The organism is Pseudoalteromonas sp. ASV78 (assembly GCF_047806705.1).
Lineage (GTDB): Bacteria > Pseudomonadota > Gammaproteobacteria > Enterobacterales > Alteromonadaceae > Pseudoalteromonas > Pseudoalteromonas prydzensis_A.
The window spans coordinates 2,675,270-2,692,591 of sequence record NZ_JBLOPA010000001.1; the positions used below are offsets into that span (position 1 = coordinate 2,675,270).

Annotated in this window: 14 protein-coding genes and 3 rRNA genes; 1 reads left to right on the forward strand and 16 read right to left on the reverse strand. The window is 43.6% G+C overall.

What is annotated here, in order from left to right; translation table 11 throughout:
* Nucleotides 1–343: 343 nt before the first annotated feature.
* Nucleotides 344–3,181: a P-loop NTPase fold protein gene (locus tag ACMVDV_RS11985; protein ID WP_416158276.1), complete on the reverse strand. Its 2,838-nt coding sequence runs from the start codon at nt 3,179–3,181 to the stop codon at nt 344–346.
* Nucleotides 3,182–3,491: 310 nt separating this feature from the next.
* Here ACMVDV_RS11985 and ACMVDV_RS11990 point away from each other — a divergent pair, with 310 nt between their 5' ends.
* A complete protein-coding gene (locus tag ACMVDV_RS11990) occupies nt 3,492–3,683 on the forward strand; it encodes a hypothetical protein (RefSeq protein ID WP_182719258.1) in 192 nt (63 codons plus the stop codon).
* Between the two features lie 72 nt (nt 3,684–3,755).
* On the opposite strand, the gene ACMVDV_RS11995 is transcribed toward ACMVDV_RS11990, so the two are convergent.
* The 15 genes from ACMVDV_RS11995 to rplR form a co-directional block, all read right to left on the reverse strand.
* Nucleotides 3,756–5,015, reverse strand: coding sequence for an aromatic amino acid transport family protein (locus tag ACMVDV_RS11995; RefSeq protein WP_416158277.1), 1,260 nt, complete (start codon nt 5,013–5,015; stop codon nt 3,756–3,758).
* Between the two features lie 451 nt (nt 5,016–5,466).
* A 5S ribosomal RNA gene (gene rrf / locus ACMVDV_RS12000) occupies nt 5,467–5,581 on the reverse strand.
* Nucleotides 5,582–5,752: 171 nt separating this feature from the next.
* Nucleotides 5,753–8,739, reverse strand: a 23S ribosomal RNA gene (locus ACMVDV_RS12005).
* Between the two features lie 295 nt (nt 8,740–9,034).
* A 16S ribosomal RNA gene (locus ACMVDV_RS12010) occupies nt 9,035–10,573 on the reverse strand.
* The 16S, 23S and 5S rRNA genes sit together here, the layout of an rRNA operon.
* A gap of 802 nt (nt 10,574–11,375) precedes the next feature.
* Nucleotides 11,376–11,777: a 50S ribosomal protein L17 gene (gene rplQ / locus ACMVDV_RS12015; RefSeq protein ID WP_016710207.1), complete on the reverse strand. Its 402-nt coding sequence runs from the start codon at nt 11,775–11,777 to the stop codon at nt 11,376–11,378.
* Nucleotides 11,778–11,816: 39 nt separating this feature from the next.
* Nucleotides 11,817–12,803: a DNA-directed RNA polymerase subunit alpha gene (locus ACMVDV_RS12020; protein WP_145241913.1), complete on the reverse strand. Its 987-nt coding sequence runs from the start codon at nt 12,801–12,803 to the stop codon at nt 11,817–11,819.
* A 24-nt stretch (nt 12,804–12,827) separates the two neighbouring features.
* Nucleotides 12,828–13,448, reverse strand: coding sequence for a 30S ribosomal protein S4 (gene rpsD, locus ACMVDV_RS12025; RefSeq protein WP_416158278.1), 621 nt, complete (start codon nt 13,446–13,448; stop codon nt 12,828–12,830).
* Nucleotides 13,449–13,469: 21 nt separating this feature from the next.
* On the reverse strand, nt 13,470–13,856 hold the full coding sequence (rpsK, locus tag ACMVDV_RS12030) for a 30S ribosomal protein S11 (RefSeq protein ID WP_002959471.1): 387 nt from the start codon (nt 13,854–13,856) through the stop codon (nt 13,470–13,472).
* 12 nt (nt 13,857–13,868) lie between these two features.
* Nucleotides 13,869–14,225, reverse strand: a complete 357-nt coding sequence (rpsM, locus tag ACMVDV_RS12035) for a 30S ribosomal protein S13 (RefSeq protein ID WP_145241916.1) — start codon at nt 14,223–14,225, stop codon at nt 13,869–13,871.
* Between the two features lie 125 nt (nt 14,226–14,350).
* On the reverse strand, nt 14,351–14,464 hold the full coding sequence (gene rpmJ, locus ACMVDV_RS12040; RefSeq protein ID WP_002959476.1) for a 50S ribosomal protein L36: 114 nt from the start codon (nt 14,462–14,464) through the stop codon (nt 14,351–14,353).
* Nucleotides 14,465–14,486: 22 nt separating this feature from the next.
* On the reverse strand, nt 14,487–15,815 hold the full coding sequence (secY, locus tag ACMVDV_RS12045; protein ID WP_416158279.1) for a preprotein translocase subunit SecY: 1,329 nt from the start codon (nt 15,813–15,815) through the stop codon (nt 14,487–14,489).
* Between the two features lie 10 nt (nt 15,816–15,825).
* Nucleotides 15,826–16,260 (reverse strand): 50S ribosomal protein L15, encoded by a 435-nt coding sequence (gene rplO / locus ACMVDV_RS12050; protein WP_054206422.1) that lies wholly within the window; start codon nt 16,258–16,260, stop codon nt 15,826–15,828.
* Nucleotides 16,261–16,265: 5 nt separating this feature from the next.
* Nucleotides 16,266–16,448: a 50S ribosomal protein L30 gene (rpmD, locus tag ACMVDV_RS12055; RefSeq protein WP_016710201.1), complete on the reverse strand. Its 183-nt coding sequence runs from the start codon at nt 16,446–16,448 to the stop codon at nt 16,266–16,268.
* A gap of 3 nt (nt 16,449–16,451) precedes the next feature.
* Nucleotides 16,452–16,958 carry a 30S ribosomal protein S5 gene (gene rpsE, locus ACMVDV_RS12060; protein ID WP_002959485.1) on the reverse strand — a complete coding sequence of 169 codons (507 nt, stop codon included), beginning with the start codon at nt 16,956–16,958 and terminating at the stop codon, nt 16,452–16,454.
* A gap of 9 nt (nt 16,959–16,967) precedes the next feature.
* Nucleotides 16,968–17,318 (reverse strand): 50S ribosomal protein L18, encoded by a 351-nt coding sequence (gene rplR, locus ACMVDV_RS12065; protein ID WP_008115388.1) that lies wholly within the window; start codon nt 17,316–17,318, stop codon nt 16,968–16,970.
* Between the last annotated feature and the right edge of the window lie 4 nt (nt 17,319–17,322).

The following is a 17,322-nucleotide window of genomic DNA, read 5'->3' on the forward strand; positions in this document are numbered from 1 at the left end:
GGGTAAAGTTAGCGAGTTAGCTAGCTGAAACAGATCGGCGTTAAATTAATCACCGTTGGCTGGGTTGAGTATAGTAACGTAGGCTGGGTAGAGCGAAGCGAAACCCAGCATGTTTAAGCCATAAGCTGTAGAGCCTTAAAAGTTTAACCTCGACTCTTCACTCGTAGGAGTTGGCTTCAGCCACGAAAAACCCTACTCGGTGTTTGCTTTAAAAACAATCTCACCACTGAGAGCACCGAGGCGCTTCGCGCTACACAGAGAAAAATTCTAATCATCTCTATGCTATGAAGCTCACTCCATCAGCGTGGTTCTTCATGGCAAAGAGTCTTACTAGCATTAGTTTCTACCTAAAAGGGTCAAGATCCTTACATGCGTTATCAATATCTTGACTACTAAACCCTTGCGAAGTTAATTTTTTAACTTCTTTTGATAAAAGATCTAGTTTAGGCAATGATTGATCTTTCATTGCAGAAATAAACGTCCTATCATACTTTTGCGCTCTCTCTACAAGGTACATTTTCACAAACAATTTAGCAGCATTGCTTCCCAAATTACTTAGTATTAGCTCAAAAACAAACGTAAAATTAGGCCGCCCAGCACCACCTTTAAAATAATTAGCGAGCGTCGCTAAACTATAAATACAGTCGAGGAGACTCTCATCGACATCTTTTTCCAACAATAACTCACCAATTTCTAGTAAACTCTTTTCTTCAGTCTCTATTTTTTTATCTAAATCACTTCTAGAAGGGAGTTGCCTTCTTAGTTCATCTAAGCACTCACTAATTAAATACCAAGAACCATTTTTATCAAACGTTGTGAGCAGATTTGAAACTAAGGATTTCAAACTTTTATGTTTTGCAAGGTATACAAACATTTTTGAAAAAATCCCAGTAAAAACACTTTCATGCGTATAGTACTCATCATTTATTTTTTGAAGAACAGCACTATATAGTTTCTCTGTAGGCGTTTCTCCCATTATGCCGTTTTTACCAAAGAGGATATCTTCAAACCTCGATACAACTATTTGAAATTGCAAATTATGGCATAAGTCGTCAGCGAGAAATTTAAGCTCCTCAACTTTCATTAAGCGCTTAAACACGTGCTGTTCACTTAGCTCGTTTTCCCGTATACCCTCATTTAATATTCTTTTTAAATAATCAACCGTCGGATCCATACATGCAAGAGATTGCGTCGATTTTAAAAGCTCATTGGGTCGAAATGTTATTACTTCAGGTTCTTTATTTGTATCTAACTTGTCAGCTATTTCCTCTAAAGCAGTTAATAATGGCTTTTTTTGTTGTTCCTCTTCCATCATTTTAAACCTGTCTTCACCATGTCCAAGCATGACTTTAAAATAGTCTATAAATAGTTGATCTTCAGAATCTATAAACTTGTTGATATTCTTATTTTTATCCTTAATAAACTTATCGTAATTACTAATAAATCTTTGAAAGTAAATTGGCTTAACTTCTCTTAAGCAAGAAGCCAACACTAAAGATAGAAAATTAACTTCTCCCATTAATTTATCTGGTTGCCAACTTTGATGTACCCTACGGAAGATTTTTTTTAATGTTCTAATCGAGGTAACCGCACTATTAAAAACTGACACTTCATCATTAAATAAATTATTAACCCGACTTCTTAAAACTTGTATTAGATGTTGTTTGTTACCTACAGCAAGTACTGTATAGCTATCTTCTAAAGCACGCTCTTCAAGCCTGAATTTTGGTAAATTATCCCAAATAATTAAAATATTCCCCTCATTAACCGAAGCTACAAGGGATTCTTCAATAAATTTACGAGTAATTTCAGAGTAATCTATTTGAGTAATATCTTCTCTATAGTCTGTTGCTTTTGAAATCACTTCTGCGGCAATATCATTTTCATTACCCATTGCGATGATAAAGTTAATTTGACCTAGGTTTTTATTCTTTAGTCGATCTAAAAGTGCAGCGATATCATTTAGACGTTTTTCATTTTCATCACCGGTGCCACGATCGACATCTTGCAGAGTGATCAGTAATTGATGATTAGTTACTTCAAGCACATCATTAAGCTTTTGAAAGCTTTGCTCAATATCAATTGGGCCTGCGAGTAGTGTGGATGCAAATTGAAATACGCTGCCGCCTGATTTTAGGGCTTCGGTATAATGTTTTGGTAGCGCCCGAAAGGCGCACATATCAATGTGCTGGCTGATATCATCGATGATATTACTGAGTATCACATGTGCAACACTGCCACTGGCTGCGCCCCATGTTGATATATCACTGTGTATCCAGATCCCATCTTGCTTAGGGCTGTTTGCTAAATCATTTGCAATACTTTCTACAATACTGCTTTTTCCGCATCCAAATGACCCACACAATGCAATGTGCTGTGCTCCCCTTTTTTCATATGCTTCCTTATCACCGCCTGTCCGAAGCCGCTCAGTAATACGCTTTGCATAAACCTGCAAGTCAGGCTCTAATTGCTCAGTATTTTTAATAGTGGAATCGTCTTTAAACCATTTTCGAAAATTTTCTAAGCTCTCAAGCGTTAATTCAGCTTCTTGTTTTGATTCGACTTTCGACTCTGCGCTAGATGCTTTTAGCTGCTCACATAGCAAATATACCGACATGGCCAAATAAGCAACTGCTATACAAAAGAACACCCTGAATGCTTGCTCTGTTTCAACTAAGCTTATTGCTGAGAATAAATAAAATGCTGATACCGCACACAGTACAACCGAAAATATGGGATTTTTTGTATACAGTTTAGTTTGATAGATAATAGTCGTTGCAACAGCTAAAAAACTCAGTGACAGAAACTTAAAACTTACAAAGGCATGAGCAGTCAGTTGTTCTACTATTTCATTGGAATACGTGAAGTACACATAACCCACAATGAAAAGTAAGCCAAACAATACACTTATCGTCACTGGCGGATATCGCCAGTTAAACCCAATACTGCGTTTGGCGTGGGAGATATAAAACTTATCCAGCATTAGCTTGATGCCAATGCCGGCAAGAAAAGCAAAACTATAATGCAGCACAGGGCTCGCGTGTAAAATACTGGCCCAGCTTACATAAACTTGCTGTACAAAACTGACGTTACTTAAAAATACCGTAATCGCGGCCGCGGTAATTGCGCACAATAAAAGTGATAACCAGCGCTGGGCTGGAATAGGAAGAGACTGCGACAATTTAATATCCTTATATGTAAACAAGTTAAAGCAACTAGCCCAGTCTATACTTAATTACTTAAAATTAGAAATAACTAGCAACTACATACCTTAAATAGAAATTTAACCCTCGGTGTTCTGTAGGTCGGGATTTATCCCGTCACATTTTTCAGGCTAAAGCCTGACCTACAGGTGAGACAATAAACTTTGAGCGCTAGCTTGTAAGTAAGCCTACATCCTCACCTTGTGAAACCTACAAAAGCCTCTCGTAAAATCAGCCATTGTGTTTTAACATTCATGGTTCAATTAATTGATTCTACGGGAAGAAGTAATGACAACGATTGAAAGTGCGATTGATTCAGCCTACCAAGCACAAATTAAAAACCTTTATAATGCGCTAAGCCAAGCTGTGCTGGCAGCGAATGGCGATGCAGATGCGATTAGTGCTGCTGAAACAAGTTTCAAAAAAGGCCTAGCCTTTGCCGCTGATATTAGAGCCCGCGCCCTAGCTGCAATAGCATAATCTAAAAAGCCCTGTAAGTTTGTCACCTATAGGGCTTTTATTTAATCTAACTAAATACTCTACAGCTACTCGCTAAGCAACAAAGCCATAGATCAAAGCAGCTACCGCTAATAAGCCTACCGCTAACACAAACAAGGTGCTAAACCGGCCACGGTATTTTTGTAATGCTGGAACTTTATAAACAGCAATCATCGGCATGATGAATAAGATCATCGCAATAATCGGCCCTGATAGTTGGTCCATCATATCTAAGATACTTGGGTTTTTAACGGCACAAAACCAAATTGCCAAGAACATAATAGCAACGCCAATTTTATCGGCACTTCTCATCGACAAACTTGTTTGTTTAGTCACCAGTCCATTAAAACTCTCTCGCGCACCTAAAAAATGACCTAAGAAAGATGAAGTGATAGCAATAAATGCCACCAATGGGCCAAAGGTAGCAATAAAGGAATTGTCTGTCACATTTGCAAGATAAGATAACACTGACACGTTCTGCGCTTTGGCTTGCAGCATTTGCTCTGGCGTTAAAGATAGTACACACGAAAATACAAATAACAGCACGAATACAATTAACAGCAAGCTAGTGCGCTTTAGAATCGCCTCAGACTTAGCTGTCGCTTGATTACCATAATGGCCTCGTTGCACGTTTACAAAGCTTGAGATCGCCGCTGCGTGGCTAAATGAGAACACTATAATAGGAATTGACAGCCATAACGTTTTACTAAAGCCTGCAAACTCAGGAAAGGCCATATTTGGTACTTGCCAGCTCGGAATTAAATACAACGATAAAAACAATAAAATACCCACTAACGGATACACTAAAATCGCAAAAGCACGCAACATTAGCCTTTCACCACCGAGCATGAGGCTGATCATACCGGCAACTAACACACCTGAGAGTAGCAGCCGAGAAGGGGATTCCATACCAAGCTGATTAACTATAAAGCTATCTACTGTATTGGTTAAACCAACGCCATAGATCAGTAAGATTGGAAAGATTGATAAGAAGTACAATAGAGAAATTAATCTACCCGCATTAGCACCAAAATGCTCTTCAACTACATCGGTAAAATCTGCATCTTTGTTCTTTGATGACAATACAAAACGCGCTAAGCCACGGTGGGCTAAAAATGTCATCGGCAACGCCATACACGCTAAAATGATCAGCGGCCAAAAGCCGCCAATACCAATATTAATTGGCAAAAACAAAATACCAGCACCGACTGCAGTACCAAAAAGACTCAACACCCATTGGGTATCATGAAAATTCCATTTCGATTTACTTGTTGTCACTGCGTCAAACTGCGCAGCATCAGTGGAAGAGTTCATGCACTTCACCTATTAGTATAATAATTTGGCAAGAGCATATAGAAATCAACTCACTATTGCAGTTTTTGGCGACATAATTAACTAAATATTACAGCCTATTTTGTAATTACTGAGTTACTTACTGTCATGAATTTGAAACAGTCATAAAATCAAAATTCATTAGCTGATAGAGGAAATAGGTTTGCGAGTTTGCGAGTTTGCGAGTTTGCGAGTTTGCGAGTTTGCGAGTTTGCGAGATTTGCGAGTTTGCGAGTTTGCGAGTTTGCGAGTTTGCGAGTTTGCGAGTTTGCGAGTTTGCGAGTTTGCGAGTTTGCGAGTTTGCGAGTTTGCGAGTTTTACAAAAATAAACTTTTCGCGCCCTATGTCAAGCGTTCGCTAACTTTCCCCTCGCTAACTAAGCATAAAACGTAAAAAAGCCGCTTCATTTCTGAAGCGGCTTTCTTTATTTGGAGCCTGGCGATGACCTACTTTCACATAACAAATGCTACACTATCATCGGCGCTGTTTCGTTTCACTACTGAGTTCGGCATGGGGTCAGGTGGGTCCAAAACGCTATTGTCACCAAGCAAATTTGGTATTAATCCGCTCTTTCGAGCCAATTAATTAAAATTTGGAAAATGGCTGATAATTGTCTTCTTACAACTTTAAGCTTATCGCTTACAGCTGCCAGTAAATCTACTTTAGTCTATTAACTTCTTCGCTTGTTCAACTATCACATAAAACGCGTTTGGCGTTGTATGGTTAAGCCTCACGGGTAATTAGTACAAGTTAGCTTAACATATCACTATGCTTCCACATCTTGCCTATCAACGTTGTAGTCTTCAACGGCCCTTCAGAGACTTTAAAAGTCTAGTGAGAACTCATCTCGAGGCCTGCTTCGCGCTTAGATGCTTTCAGCGCTTATCAGTTCCGAACGTAGCTACCGGGCAATGCCATTGGCATGACAACCCGAACACCAGCGGTTCGTTCACTCCGGTCCTCTCGTACTAGGAGCAACCCCTCTCAATTCTCAAACGCCCACGGCAGATAGGGACCGAACTGTCTCACGACGTTCTAAACCCAGCTCGCGTACCACTTTAAATGGCGAACAGCCATACCCTTGGGACCGACTTCAGCCCCAGGATGTGATGAGCCGACATCGAGGTGCCAAACACCGCCGTCGATATGAACTCTTGGGCGGTATCAGCCTGTTATCCCCGGAGTACCTTTTATCCGTTGAGCGATGGCCCTTCCATTCAGAACCACCGGATCACTATGACCTACTTTCGTACCTGCTCGACGTGTCTGTCTCGCAGTTAAGCTGGCTTCTACCATTACACTAACCGTACGATGTCCGACCGTACTTAGCCAACCTTCGTGCTCCTCCGTTACTCTTTGGGAGGAGACCGCCCCAGTCAAACTACCCACCAGGCACTGTCCGTAACCCCGATTCAGGGGCCAACGTTAGAACATCAAAACTACAAGGGTGGTATTTCAAGGACGACTCCAACAAGACTAGCGTCTCGCCTTCAAAGTCTCCCACCTATCCTACACATGTAGGTTCAATGTTCAGTGCCAAGCTGTAGTAAAGGTTCACGGGGTCTTTCCGTCTAGCCGCGGGTACACAGCATCTTCACTGCGATTTCAATTTCACTGAGTCTCGGGTGGAGACAGCGTGGCCATGGTTACACCATTCGTGCAGGTCGGAACTTACCGACAAGGAATTTCGCTACCTTAGGACCGTTATAGTTACGGCCGCCGTTTACCGGGGCTTCGATCAAGAGCTTCTCCGAAGATAACCCCATCAATTAACCTTCCGGCACCGGGCAGGTGTCACACCGTATACGTCATCTTGCGATTTTGCACAGTGCTGTGTTTTTAATAAACAGTCCCAGCCACCTGGTCACTGCGGCTCCAATCAGCTTAGAGAGCAAGTCTCATCACCAATCGGAGCGTACCTTCTCCCGAAGTTACGGTACGATTTTGCCTAGTTCCTTCACCCGAGTTCTCTCAAGCGCCTTAGTATTCTCTACCTGACCACCTGTGTCGGTTTGGGGTACGATTCGGTATAATCTGAAGCTTAGAGGCTTTTCCTGGAAGTATGGCATCAGCAACTTCATCACCTTAGTGACTCGTCTCGTGTCTCAGCCTAACAGCAACCCGGATTTACCTAAGTCGCTAGCCTACTCACTTTCACATGGACTACCAACGCCATGCTTGCTTAGCCTGCTCCGTCCCCCCATCGCAATTATACCAAGTACGGAAATATTAATCCGTTTCCCATCGACTACGCCTTTCGGCCTCGCCTTAGGGGTCGACTTACCCTACCCTGATTAACATGGGATAGGAACCCTTGGTCTTCCGGCGTGCGGGTTTTTCACCCGCATTATCGTTACTCATGTCAGCATTCGCACTTCTGATACGTCCAGCATACCTCCCGGTACACCTTCAACCGCTTACAGAACGCTCCCCTACCACTTGAGCATACCCCGAAACTATCTTTTATCGCCACCACCGACTCTCGGTCGGGTGACGCTTGAACGTTAGGTGCTTCGCACGTTAACGTTAATCAAAATAGCTTGGGTGGTATGCTCAAATCCGCAGCTTCGGTGCATAGTTTAGCCCCGTTACATCTTCCGCGCAGACCGACTCGACCAGTGAGCTATTACGCTTTCTTTAAAGGATGGCTGCTTCTAAGCCAACCTCCTGGCTGTCTGGGCCTTTCCACATCGTTTCCCACTTAACTATGACTTTGGGACCTTAGCTGGCGGTCTGGGTTGTTTCCCTCTTCACGACGGACGTTAGCACCCGCCGTGTGTCTCCCGGATAGTACTTTACGGTATTCGGAGTTTGCAAAGGGTTGGTAAGTCGGGATGACCCCCTAGCCTTAACAGTGCTCTACCCCGTAAGTATTCGTCCGAGGCTCTACCTAAATAGATTTCGGGGAGAACCAGCTATCTCCCGGTTTGATTAGCCTTTCACTCCTAGCCACAGGTCATCCCCTAACTTTTCAACGTTAGTGGGTTCGGTCCTCCAGTTGATGTTACTCAACCTTCAACCTGCCCATGGCTAGATCACCGGGTTTCGGGTCTATACCTTGCAACTATTCGCCCAGTTAAGACTCGGTTTCCCTACGGCTACCCTAATCGGTTAACCTCGCTACAAAATATAAGTCGCTGACCCATTATACAAAAGGTACGCAGTCACCCAACAAGTGGGCTCCTACTGCTTGTACGTACACGGTTTCAGGTTCTATTTCACTCCCCTCACAGGGGTTCTTTTCGCCTTTCCCTCACGGTACTGGTTCACTATCGGTCAGTTGGGAGTATTTAGCCTTAGATGATGGTCCACCTATATTCAGTCAAAGTTTCACGTGCTCCGACCTACTCGATTTCACTTAAAATGCATTTTCATGTACGGGACTATCACCCTGTATCGTGGCGCTTTCCAGCGCCTTCCATTAACACATAATAAGCTTAAGGGCTGTTCCGGTTTCGCTCGCCGCTACTTCCGGAATCTCGGTTGATTTCTTTTCCTACGGGTACTTAGATGTTTCAGTTCTCCGCGTTCGCCTCGTTAACCTATGTATTCAGTTAACGATACCTGCAAGCAGGTGGGTTTCCCCATTCGGAAATCCTAGTCTCAAGTGCTTTTTACTAGCTTGACTAGGCTTATCGCAAGTTAATACGTCCTTCATCGCCTCCAACTGCCAAGGCATCCACCGTGTACGCTTAGTCACTTAACCATACAACCCAAACGGGTCTTTGTTTCGTGACAGTTTAACTTCGCCAGAAGTTAATATTGAATACTAAAGTAGATACCAATCAACAAACGTAAACGTTCATTAAATGGCACTGAATGATACTGCTATCATTCTTTTTACTTTTGAAAACTCTGTATAAATACAAATGTATTCATACGAATTTTATTATCAGCTTTTCCAAATTTTTAAAGAGCATATTAATTAGTTAAACCCACTGGGCAAAACTAACTAACAATCATCTGTGTGGACACTACGAACAAATAAGTTCTAAATCGTATAAGGAGGTGATCCAGCCCCAGGTTCCCCTAGGGCTACCTTGTTACGACTTCACCCCAGTCATGAATCACTCCGTGGTAAACGTCCTCCCTAAGGTTAGACTATCTACTTCTGGAGCAACCCACTCCCATGGTGTGACGGGCGGTGTGTACAAGGCCCGGGAACGTATTCACCGCGTCATTCTGATACGCGATTACTAGCGATTCCGACTTCATGGAGTCGAGTTGCAGACTCAATCCGGACTACGACGCACTTTAAGTGATTCGCTTACTCTCGCGAGTTCGCAGCACTCTGTATGCGCCATTGTAGCACGTGTGTAGCCCTACACGTAAGGGCCATGATGACTTGACGTCGTCCCCACCTTCCTCCGGTTTATCACCGGCAGTCTCCTTAGAGTTCTCAGCATTACCTGCTAGCAACTAAGGATAGGGGTTGCGCTCGTTGCGGGACTTAACCCAACATCTCACAACACGAGCTGACGACAGCCATGCAGCACCTGTATCTGAGTTCCCGAAGGCACCAAACTATCTCTAGCAAGTTCTCAGTATGTCAAGTGTAGGTAAGGTTCTTCGCGTTGCATCGAATTAAACCACATGCTCCACCGCTTGTGCGGGCCCCGTCAATTCATTTGAGTTTTAACCTTGCGGCCGTACTCCCCAGGCGGTCTACTTAATGCGTTAGCTTTGAAAAACAAGTCCGAGGACCCGAGCTTCTAGTAGACATCGTTTACGGCGTGGACTACCAGGGTATCTAATCCTGTTTGCTCCCCACGCTTTCGTACATGAGCGTCAGTGTTGACCCAGGTGGCTGCCTTCGCCATCGGTATTCCTTCAGATCTCTACGCATTTCACCGCTACACCTGAAATTCTACCACCCTCTATCACACTCTAGTTTGCCAGTTCGAAATGCAGTTCCCAGGTTGAGCCCAGGGCTTTCACATCTCGCTTAACAAACCGCCTGCGTACGCTTTACGCCCAGTAATTCCGATTAACGCTCGCACCCTCCGTATTACCGCGGCTGCTGGCACGGAGTTAGCCGGTGCTTCTTCTGTAAGTAACGTCACAGATGTGCTCTATTAAAACACACCCTTTCCTCCTTACTGAAAGTGCTTTACAACCCGAAGGCCTTCTTCACACACGCGGCATGGCTGCATCAGGCTTGCGCCCATTGTGCAATATTCCCCACTGCTGCCTCCCGTAGGAGTCTGGGCCGTGTCTCAGTCCCAGTGTGGCTGATCATCCTCTCAAACCAGCTAGGATCGTCGCCTTGGTAAGCCATTACCTTACCAACTAGCTAATCCCACTTGGGCTAATCTTTTGGCGTGAGGCCCGAAGGTCCCCCACTTTGGTCCGTAGACATCATGCGGTATTAGCAGTCGTTTCCAACTGTTGTCCCCCACCAAAAGGCATATTCCCAAGCATTACTCACCCGTCCGCCGCTCGTCAGCAAAGGTGCAAGCACCTCTCTGTTACCGCTCGACTTGCATGTGTTAGGCCTGCCGCCAGCGTTCAATCTGAGCCATGATCAAACTCTTCAATTAAAAGTTTTTTCTGTCCAAAGGACATGCTCAATGAATTCTGAATTATTTGTTTTTGTTACCAAAAACGAATTGACTGTGCTGCAATTTTTTCTTAAGTAAAACCTAAGTAAATTATTGCTGTTGGTCACTCAGCTTCTCTTTCGAGAAATCACATTGAGACTCTAAATTTTTTTGCCTTACTTAGCGAACTAAGCTTGGCTGTTAGAACTCAATCTGTACGAGTGCCCACACAGATGATTGCTTTATATTGTTAAAGAACGTTGCGGTTAAAGTTAAACTTTATCTCGCTAGGGCTGCGCATATTACGCTTTCCTATTTTTTGTCAACACTTAAATTTAAACTTTATTAAAAATCTAAACTCAAGTTTTATTCGACTTACTAAGTGACTCTTGCCTCGCTAAGCGTTGCTGTCTGCCGTCTCAGTGGGGTCGCATTATAGGGAGATCCAAAAACAGATCAACCCTTTTTTGAAGAAAACTTAAAATAAAGTGCTGTTCGTTGTTTATTTAAACTAAACGCCCAAAAACAATACTAAACATAGCTATTTTCAGCCACTTTAGATGACTAAACGGTAAGATCTTCTAAATGGTTTGAACAAAATGATCATTATTGATGATCAACAACGCGATCAATATACATAGTTAAGTAGCGATAATAGAGTAGCTGATTGCTATTACATTAAAAGATGTTTTGAAAAGAGAGCAGCGCTTATTGGATGGTACTGAAGTAGCTTGTTTATTTATAGGAATTTTAGGCATTAAAAAGCCGAGCGTTAAGCTCGGCTTTTTGGTGTCTTTAAGACTTACTCAGCAGACTGCGCGTCTTCTTGAACTTCTTCGTTCGCAGATGTGCGACCTACTAGTTCAATATAAGCCATTGGTGCATTGTCACCAGCACGGAAGCCACACTTGATAATACGAGTGTAACCACCTGGACGGTCTGTATTGCGAGGACCGATTTCACTGAACAACTTACCAACTACTTCTTTATCACGCGTGCGAGCAAACGCTAAACGGCGATTTGCTACACTGTCAGTCTTAGCCAGTGTGATTAAAGGTTCAATTACACGACGTAACTCTTTCGCTTTTGGCAAAGTAGTTTTGATGATTTCATGTTTCACCAAAGAACCTGCCATATTGCTGAACATCGCTTTACGATGGCTGCTGTTACGGTTTAATTGACGACCACTCTTACGATGGCGCATGACCCTATCCTTCTAACTAAACTAATATAGTGATTTAGATTATTCAGCTAGGCTTGCAGGTGGCCAATTTTCTAGGCGCATACCTAGAGATAGACCACGTGAAGCTAGCACGTCTTTAATTTCAGTCAGAGACTTCTTGCCTAAGTTAGGCGTTTTAAGAAGCTCGACTTCTGTGCGCTGAACTAAATCACCGATATATTGAATTTGCTCGGCTTTCAAACAGTTTGCTGAACGCACTGTTAGTTCAAGATCATCAACTGGACGAAGTAGAATAGGATCGAATTCTGGCTTCTCTTCTTTCTCTTCTGGCTCAGTAACATCACGTAAGTCTACGAATGCTTCTAGCTGCTCAGCTAAGATAGTCGACGCACGGCGGATCGCTTCTTCTGGATCGATAGTGCCGTTTGTTTCCATATCAATGATTAACTTGTCTAAGTCTGTACGTTGTTCAACACGTGCTGATTCAACCGAGTACGCAATACGCTCAACTGGGCTAAATGATGCATCAAGCAACAATCTACCAATTGGACGCTCATCGTCATCAGAGGATAAACGGCTAGATGCCGGCACATACCCACGACCACGTTCAACACGAATTCTCATGCTGATCGCGCTATTATCTGCCGTTAAATGACAAATAATATGATCTGGGTTGGCAATGGTTACATCGCCATCGTGCTGAATATCAGCCGCAGTCACAGGGCCTACACCAGACTTAGTCAGGGTAAGAAAAACTTCATCTTTACCTTCCAAAGTAACTGCTAGACCTTTAAGATTTAACAGAATTTCAATGATGTCTTCTTGTACGCCTTCTTTCGCGCTGTATTCGTGCAACACACCGTCGATTTCAACTTCGGTTACTGCACATCCTGGCATAGACGAAAGAAGTATACGGCGTAAGGCATTCCCAAGAGTATGACCGAAGCCACGCTCTAATGGCTCTAAAACTACTTTAGAGCGAGTTGGGTTAATAGCGTCGATATCGACTAACCTTGGTTTTAGAAATTCTGTAACAGAACCCTGCATTTTATCCTCTCTTAACTCTTAACTTTACTTAGAGTAAAGTTCGACGATTAGTTGTTCATTGATGTCCGCAGACAGGTCTGAACGCTCTGGTAGGCGTTTGAAATTACCTTCCATTTTCTTACCGTCAACTTCAACCCAAGTCGGTTTTTCACGTTGCTCGGCTAGTTCTAGAGCAGCGATGATACGAGCTTGTGTCTTAGACTTTTCACGGATAACTACTACATCTTCTGGAGTAATTACGTATGAAGGAATGTTCACTACACGACCATTAACTAAAACCGCTTTGTGGCTTACTAACTGACGTGCTTCAGCACGTGTGCTTGCAAAACCCATGCGGTATACAACATTGTCTAAACGTTGCTCTAAAAGCTGTAACAAGTTTTCACCTGTGTTGCCCTTAAGGCGAGCAGCTTCTTTGTAGTAGTTACGGAATTGCTTTTCTAATACACCGTAGATACGACGTACTTTTTGCTTTTCACGTAATTGTAAACCGTAATCAGATAAGCGACCTTTACGAGCGCCGTGCTGACCAGGTGCAGTCTCAAGTTTACACTTAGAGTCGATAGCTCTTACGCCGCTCTTAAGGAACAGGTCAGTACCTTCACGACGACTCAGCTTGAGCTTAGGGCCCAAATATCTTGCCATGTTATTTCTCCTAACCTATTGTTAAACGCGACGTTTCTTCGGTGGACGACAACCATTGTGTGGTATTGGCGTCACGTCAGTGATGTTGGTGATACGGTAACCAGCAGCATTCAAAGCACGTACAGCAGATTCACGACCTGGACCTGGACCTTTGATGAAAACTTCTAGATTTTTTAAACCGTATTCTTGAGCAGCAGTACCTGCACGCTCTGCAGCAACCTGAGCAGCGAATGGTGTAGATTTACGTGAACCACGGAAACCTGAACCACCGGCAGTAGCCCATGATAGTGCATTACCTTGACGGTCGGTAATTGTAACAATAGTGTTGTTGAAAGACGCATGAACATGAGCCATACCATCAGCAACTTGCTTTTTAACCTTTTTACGACGAATTGGTGTCTTAGCCATAATACTATCCCCTTATCGCTTAATAGGCTTACGAGGACCCTTACGGGTACGCGCGTTAGTCTTTGTTCTTTGACCACGTAGTGGTAAAGAGCGACGGTGACGTAGGCCACGGTAACAACCAAGGTCCATAAGGCGCTTGATATTCAAAGTAACTTCACGACGAAGATCACCTTCTACAGTGTACTTGCCAACTGCTTCACGCAATACGTCAAGTGTTTCGTCTGAAAGTTCACCGATTTTTGTGGTCTCGGCGATACCAGTCGCTACTAAGATAGCCTTAGAGCGAGTCTTACCTATGCCATAAATAGCTGTTAAACCAATAACTGCATGTTTATGATCAGGGACGTTAATGCCAGCGATACGGGCCACTAACACATCTCCTATATTTGAATTCGGTTATCATCTGTTTGAAGAGCCCGTAAGGATACTCAAACGAAGACCAAATCACAACTGAAAACACAGGCCGAGAAACCTCAGCCTGCACGACTTATTAATTAACCTTGCCTTTGCTTATGCTTAGGCTCACTGCAAATTACACGTACAACACCGGCACGTTTAATAACTTTACAGTTACGGCATATTTTCTTAACGGAAGCACGTACTTTCATTGCTCAACTCCGTAAACTGACCTTATCGACCGTAGCCTTTAAGGTTCGCTTTTTTCAGCACAGAATCATATTGATGAGACATCATATGAGTCTGTACTTGTGCCATAAAGTCCATGATGACAACAACGATAATCAAAATTGATGTACCGCCGAAGTAGAATGGCGTTTGCCATGCCATCGTCATGAATTCGGGCACCAGACAGATAAAGGTTATATACAAAGCACCTGCCAATGTCAGGCGTGTCATCACTTTATCAATGTATTTCGATGTCTGCTCGCCTGGACGAATACCTGGGATAAATGCGCCAGATTTTTTCAGGTTATCTGCTGTTTCACGTGGGTTAAACACCAACGCTGTATAGAAAAAGCAGAAGAAGATAATAGCCGCAGCTAAAACTAAAGCATACAAAGGTTGACCTGGAGTCAACGTTGTAGCAATGGCTTGTAGCACATCAGCGACAGGACCTTCCCCCTGGCCGAACCAGCTGGCAATTGTACCAGGGAACAGAATTATACTGCTAGCAAAGATTGGTGGAATAACACCCGCCATGTTTACTTTTAGTGGTAAATGCGTGCTTTGGGCAGCAAATACTTGACGACCTTGTTGACGCTTTGCGTAGTTAACGACGATACGACGTTGTCCACGTTCAAAGAACACTACAAGATAAGTAACAGCGAATACGATTACCGCAATCAATAACAGTGCTAAAACATGTAAATCACCTTGGCGCGCCATTTCGGCTGTCGAACCAATAGCAGACGGCAGGTTAGCTACAATACCAACAAATATCAGAACTGAGATACCGTTACCGATACCGCGTTCAGTTATTTGCTCGCCCAACCACATCAGGAACATAGTACCAGTTACTAAACTCACCACTGCGGTGAAATAGAAACCCATACCAGGGTTAACAACTAACCCGTCCATCATACCCGGTAAGCTTGTGGCAATACCGATTGATTGGATAGTAGCAAGCAAGAGCGTGCCGTAGCGTGTGTACTGGCTAATTTTCTTACGACCTTGTTCACCTTCTTTCTTAAGCTCTATAAACGGCGGATACATATGCGTTAATAGTTGCGTAATAATTGAAGCTGTGATGTAAGGCATTATACCCAGTGCTAACACCGAAGCGCGCTCAAGCGCACCACCGCTGAACATGTTAAACATTTCAACAATGGTGCCCTTTTGTTGCTCGAAGAAATCGGCAAGTACAGCGGCGTCAATCCCAGGGATTGGCACAAATGAACCTAGACGGTAAATAATGATAGCGCCCAATACGAATAGTAATCGACGTTTCAATTCCGAAAGCCCACTTTGTGCACTTTGTATATCTTGACCTGGTTTAGCCATTAGTACTTCCTTAGTCTTCTACCTTGCCTCCGGCGGCTTCGATAGCTTCGCGAGCACCTTTAGAGGCTTTAAGGCCTTTAACGGTAACAGCGCGTGAAACTTCGCCAGATTTAACAACTTTAACGAACAGAACGTTCTTTTTAACTAGACCAGCTGCCTGTAACGTACTTAGGTCTACCACATCGCCTTCTACTTTAGCGATTTCGTATAGGTTAATTTCTGCAGATACTAATGATTTGCGAGAAGTGAAACCGAACTTAGGTAGACGACGTTGCATAGGCATTTGACCGCCTTCAAAACCAACGCGTACTTTACCGCCAGAACGTGATTTTTGACCTTTGTGACCACGGCCACCAGTCTTACCAAGACCAGAACCGATACCACGACCAACACGTTTTGGAGCAGATTTAGAACCTGCAGCAGGAGAAAGTGTATTCAAATGCATTCGAATTACCCCTCAACCTTAACCATGTATGAAACTTGGTTGATCATACCACGTACACATGCTGTGTCTTCTAACTCAACAGTGTGATTGATACGACGTAAACCAAGACCGCGTAATGTAGCTTTATGCTTCGGTAAACGACCGATAGAGCTCTTTACTTGTGTTACTTTTACAGTTTTATTAGCCATGGTTTACCCCAGAATCTCATCTACTCGAAGACCACGTTTTGCAGCGATCGACTGAGGAGAATTCATATTCTCAAGAGCTGAGATCGTTGCACGTACAACGTTGATCGGGTTAGTAGAACCGTAACATTTAGAAAGTACGTTCTGCACACCAGTAACTTCTAGTACTGCACGCATAGCACCACCTGCGATGATACCAGTACCTTCAGAGGCTGGTTTCATAAACACAAGAGAGCCAGCATGACGTCCTTTAACAGGATGCTGTAATGTGTTGCCATTTAGGTCTACGTTGATCATGTTACGACGTGCTTTTTCCATTGCTTTTTGAATAGCAGCTGGAACTTCACGTGCTTTACCATAACCGAAACCTACTTTACCTGCGCCGTCACCAACTACAGTTAGTGCAGTGAAGCTAAAGATACGACCACCTTTAACTACTTTAGACACACGGTTCACCGCGATTAGCTTTTCAGCTAGATCAGGCTGTTGTTGCTTTGCTTCTACGTTAGCCATTGTCTACTCCTAGAATTGCAAACCGGCTTCACGCGCAGCATCTGCTAGCGCCTTCACACGGCCGTGATATTTAAAGCCACTGCGATCAAAAGCAATCTTTTCGATGCCTTTGTCAGCCGCACGTTCAGCAACCGCTTTACCAACTGCTTGTGCAGCTGCAACGTTGCCTGTGCCTTTAACTGTTTCGCTAATAGCTTTTTCAACAGTAGAAGCAGCAGCCAGTACATTACCCTCAGCGTTTACAACTTGAGCGTAAATGTGACGTGGCGTGCGGTGGATAACAAGACGCGTTGTGCCTTGTTCAATATAATTTCTACGAGTGCGTTTAGCACGACGTAGACGAGCTGTTTTTTTATCCATCGTC

Bases quoted from the DNA above. Each gene is read 5' to 3' on its own strand.
- rplQ (WP_016710207.1), bottom strand. From the start codon at position 11,777: ATGCGCCATCGTAAGAGTGGTCGTCAATTAAACCGTAACAGCAGCCAT.
- rpsE (WP_002959485.1), bottom strand. From the start codon at position 16,958: ATGGCTAACGTAGAAGCAAAGCAACAACAGCCTGATCTAGCTGAAAAG.
- rpmD (WP_016710201.1), bottom strand. From the start codon at position 16,448: ATGGCTAATAAAACTGTAAAAGTAACACAAGTAAAGAGCTCTATCGGT.
- rpsK (WP_002959471.1), bottom strand. From the start codon at position 13,856: ATGGCTAAGACACCAATTCGTCGTAAAAAGGTTAAAAAGCAAGTTGCT.
- rpsD (WP_416158278.1), bottom strand. From the start codon at position 13,448: ATGGCAAGATATTTGGGCCCTAAGCTCAAGCTGAGTCGTCGTGAAGGT.
- ACMVDV_RS12020 (WP_145241913.1), bottom strand. From the start codon at position 12,803: ATGCAGGGTTCTGTTACAGAATTTCTAAAACCAAGGTTAGTCGATATC.
- secY (WP_416158279.1), bottom strand. From the start codon at position 15,815: ATGGCTAAACCAGGTCAAGATATACAAAGTGCACAAAGTGGGCTTTCG.
- ACMVDV_RS11990 (WP_182719258.1), top strand. From the start codon at position 3,492: ATGACAACGATTGAAAGTGCGATTGATTCAGCCTACCAAGCACAAATT.
- rpmJ (WP_002959476.1), bottom strand. From the start codon at position 14,464: ATGAAAGTACGTGCTTCCGTTAAGAAAATATGCCGTAACTGTAAAGTT.
- rplO (WP_054206422.1), bottom strand. From the start codon at position 16,260: ATGCATTTGAATACACTTTCTCCTGCTGCAGGTTCTAAATCTGCTCCA.
- rplR (WP_008115388.1), bottom strand. From the start codon at position 17,318: ATGGATAAAAAAACAGCTCGTCTACGTCGTGCTAAACGCACTCGTAGA.
- ACMVDV_RS11995 (WP_416158277.1), bottom strand. From the start codon at position 5,015: ATGAACTCTTCCACTGATGCTGCGCAGTTTGACGCAGTGACAACAAGT.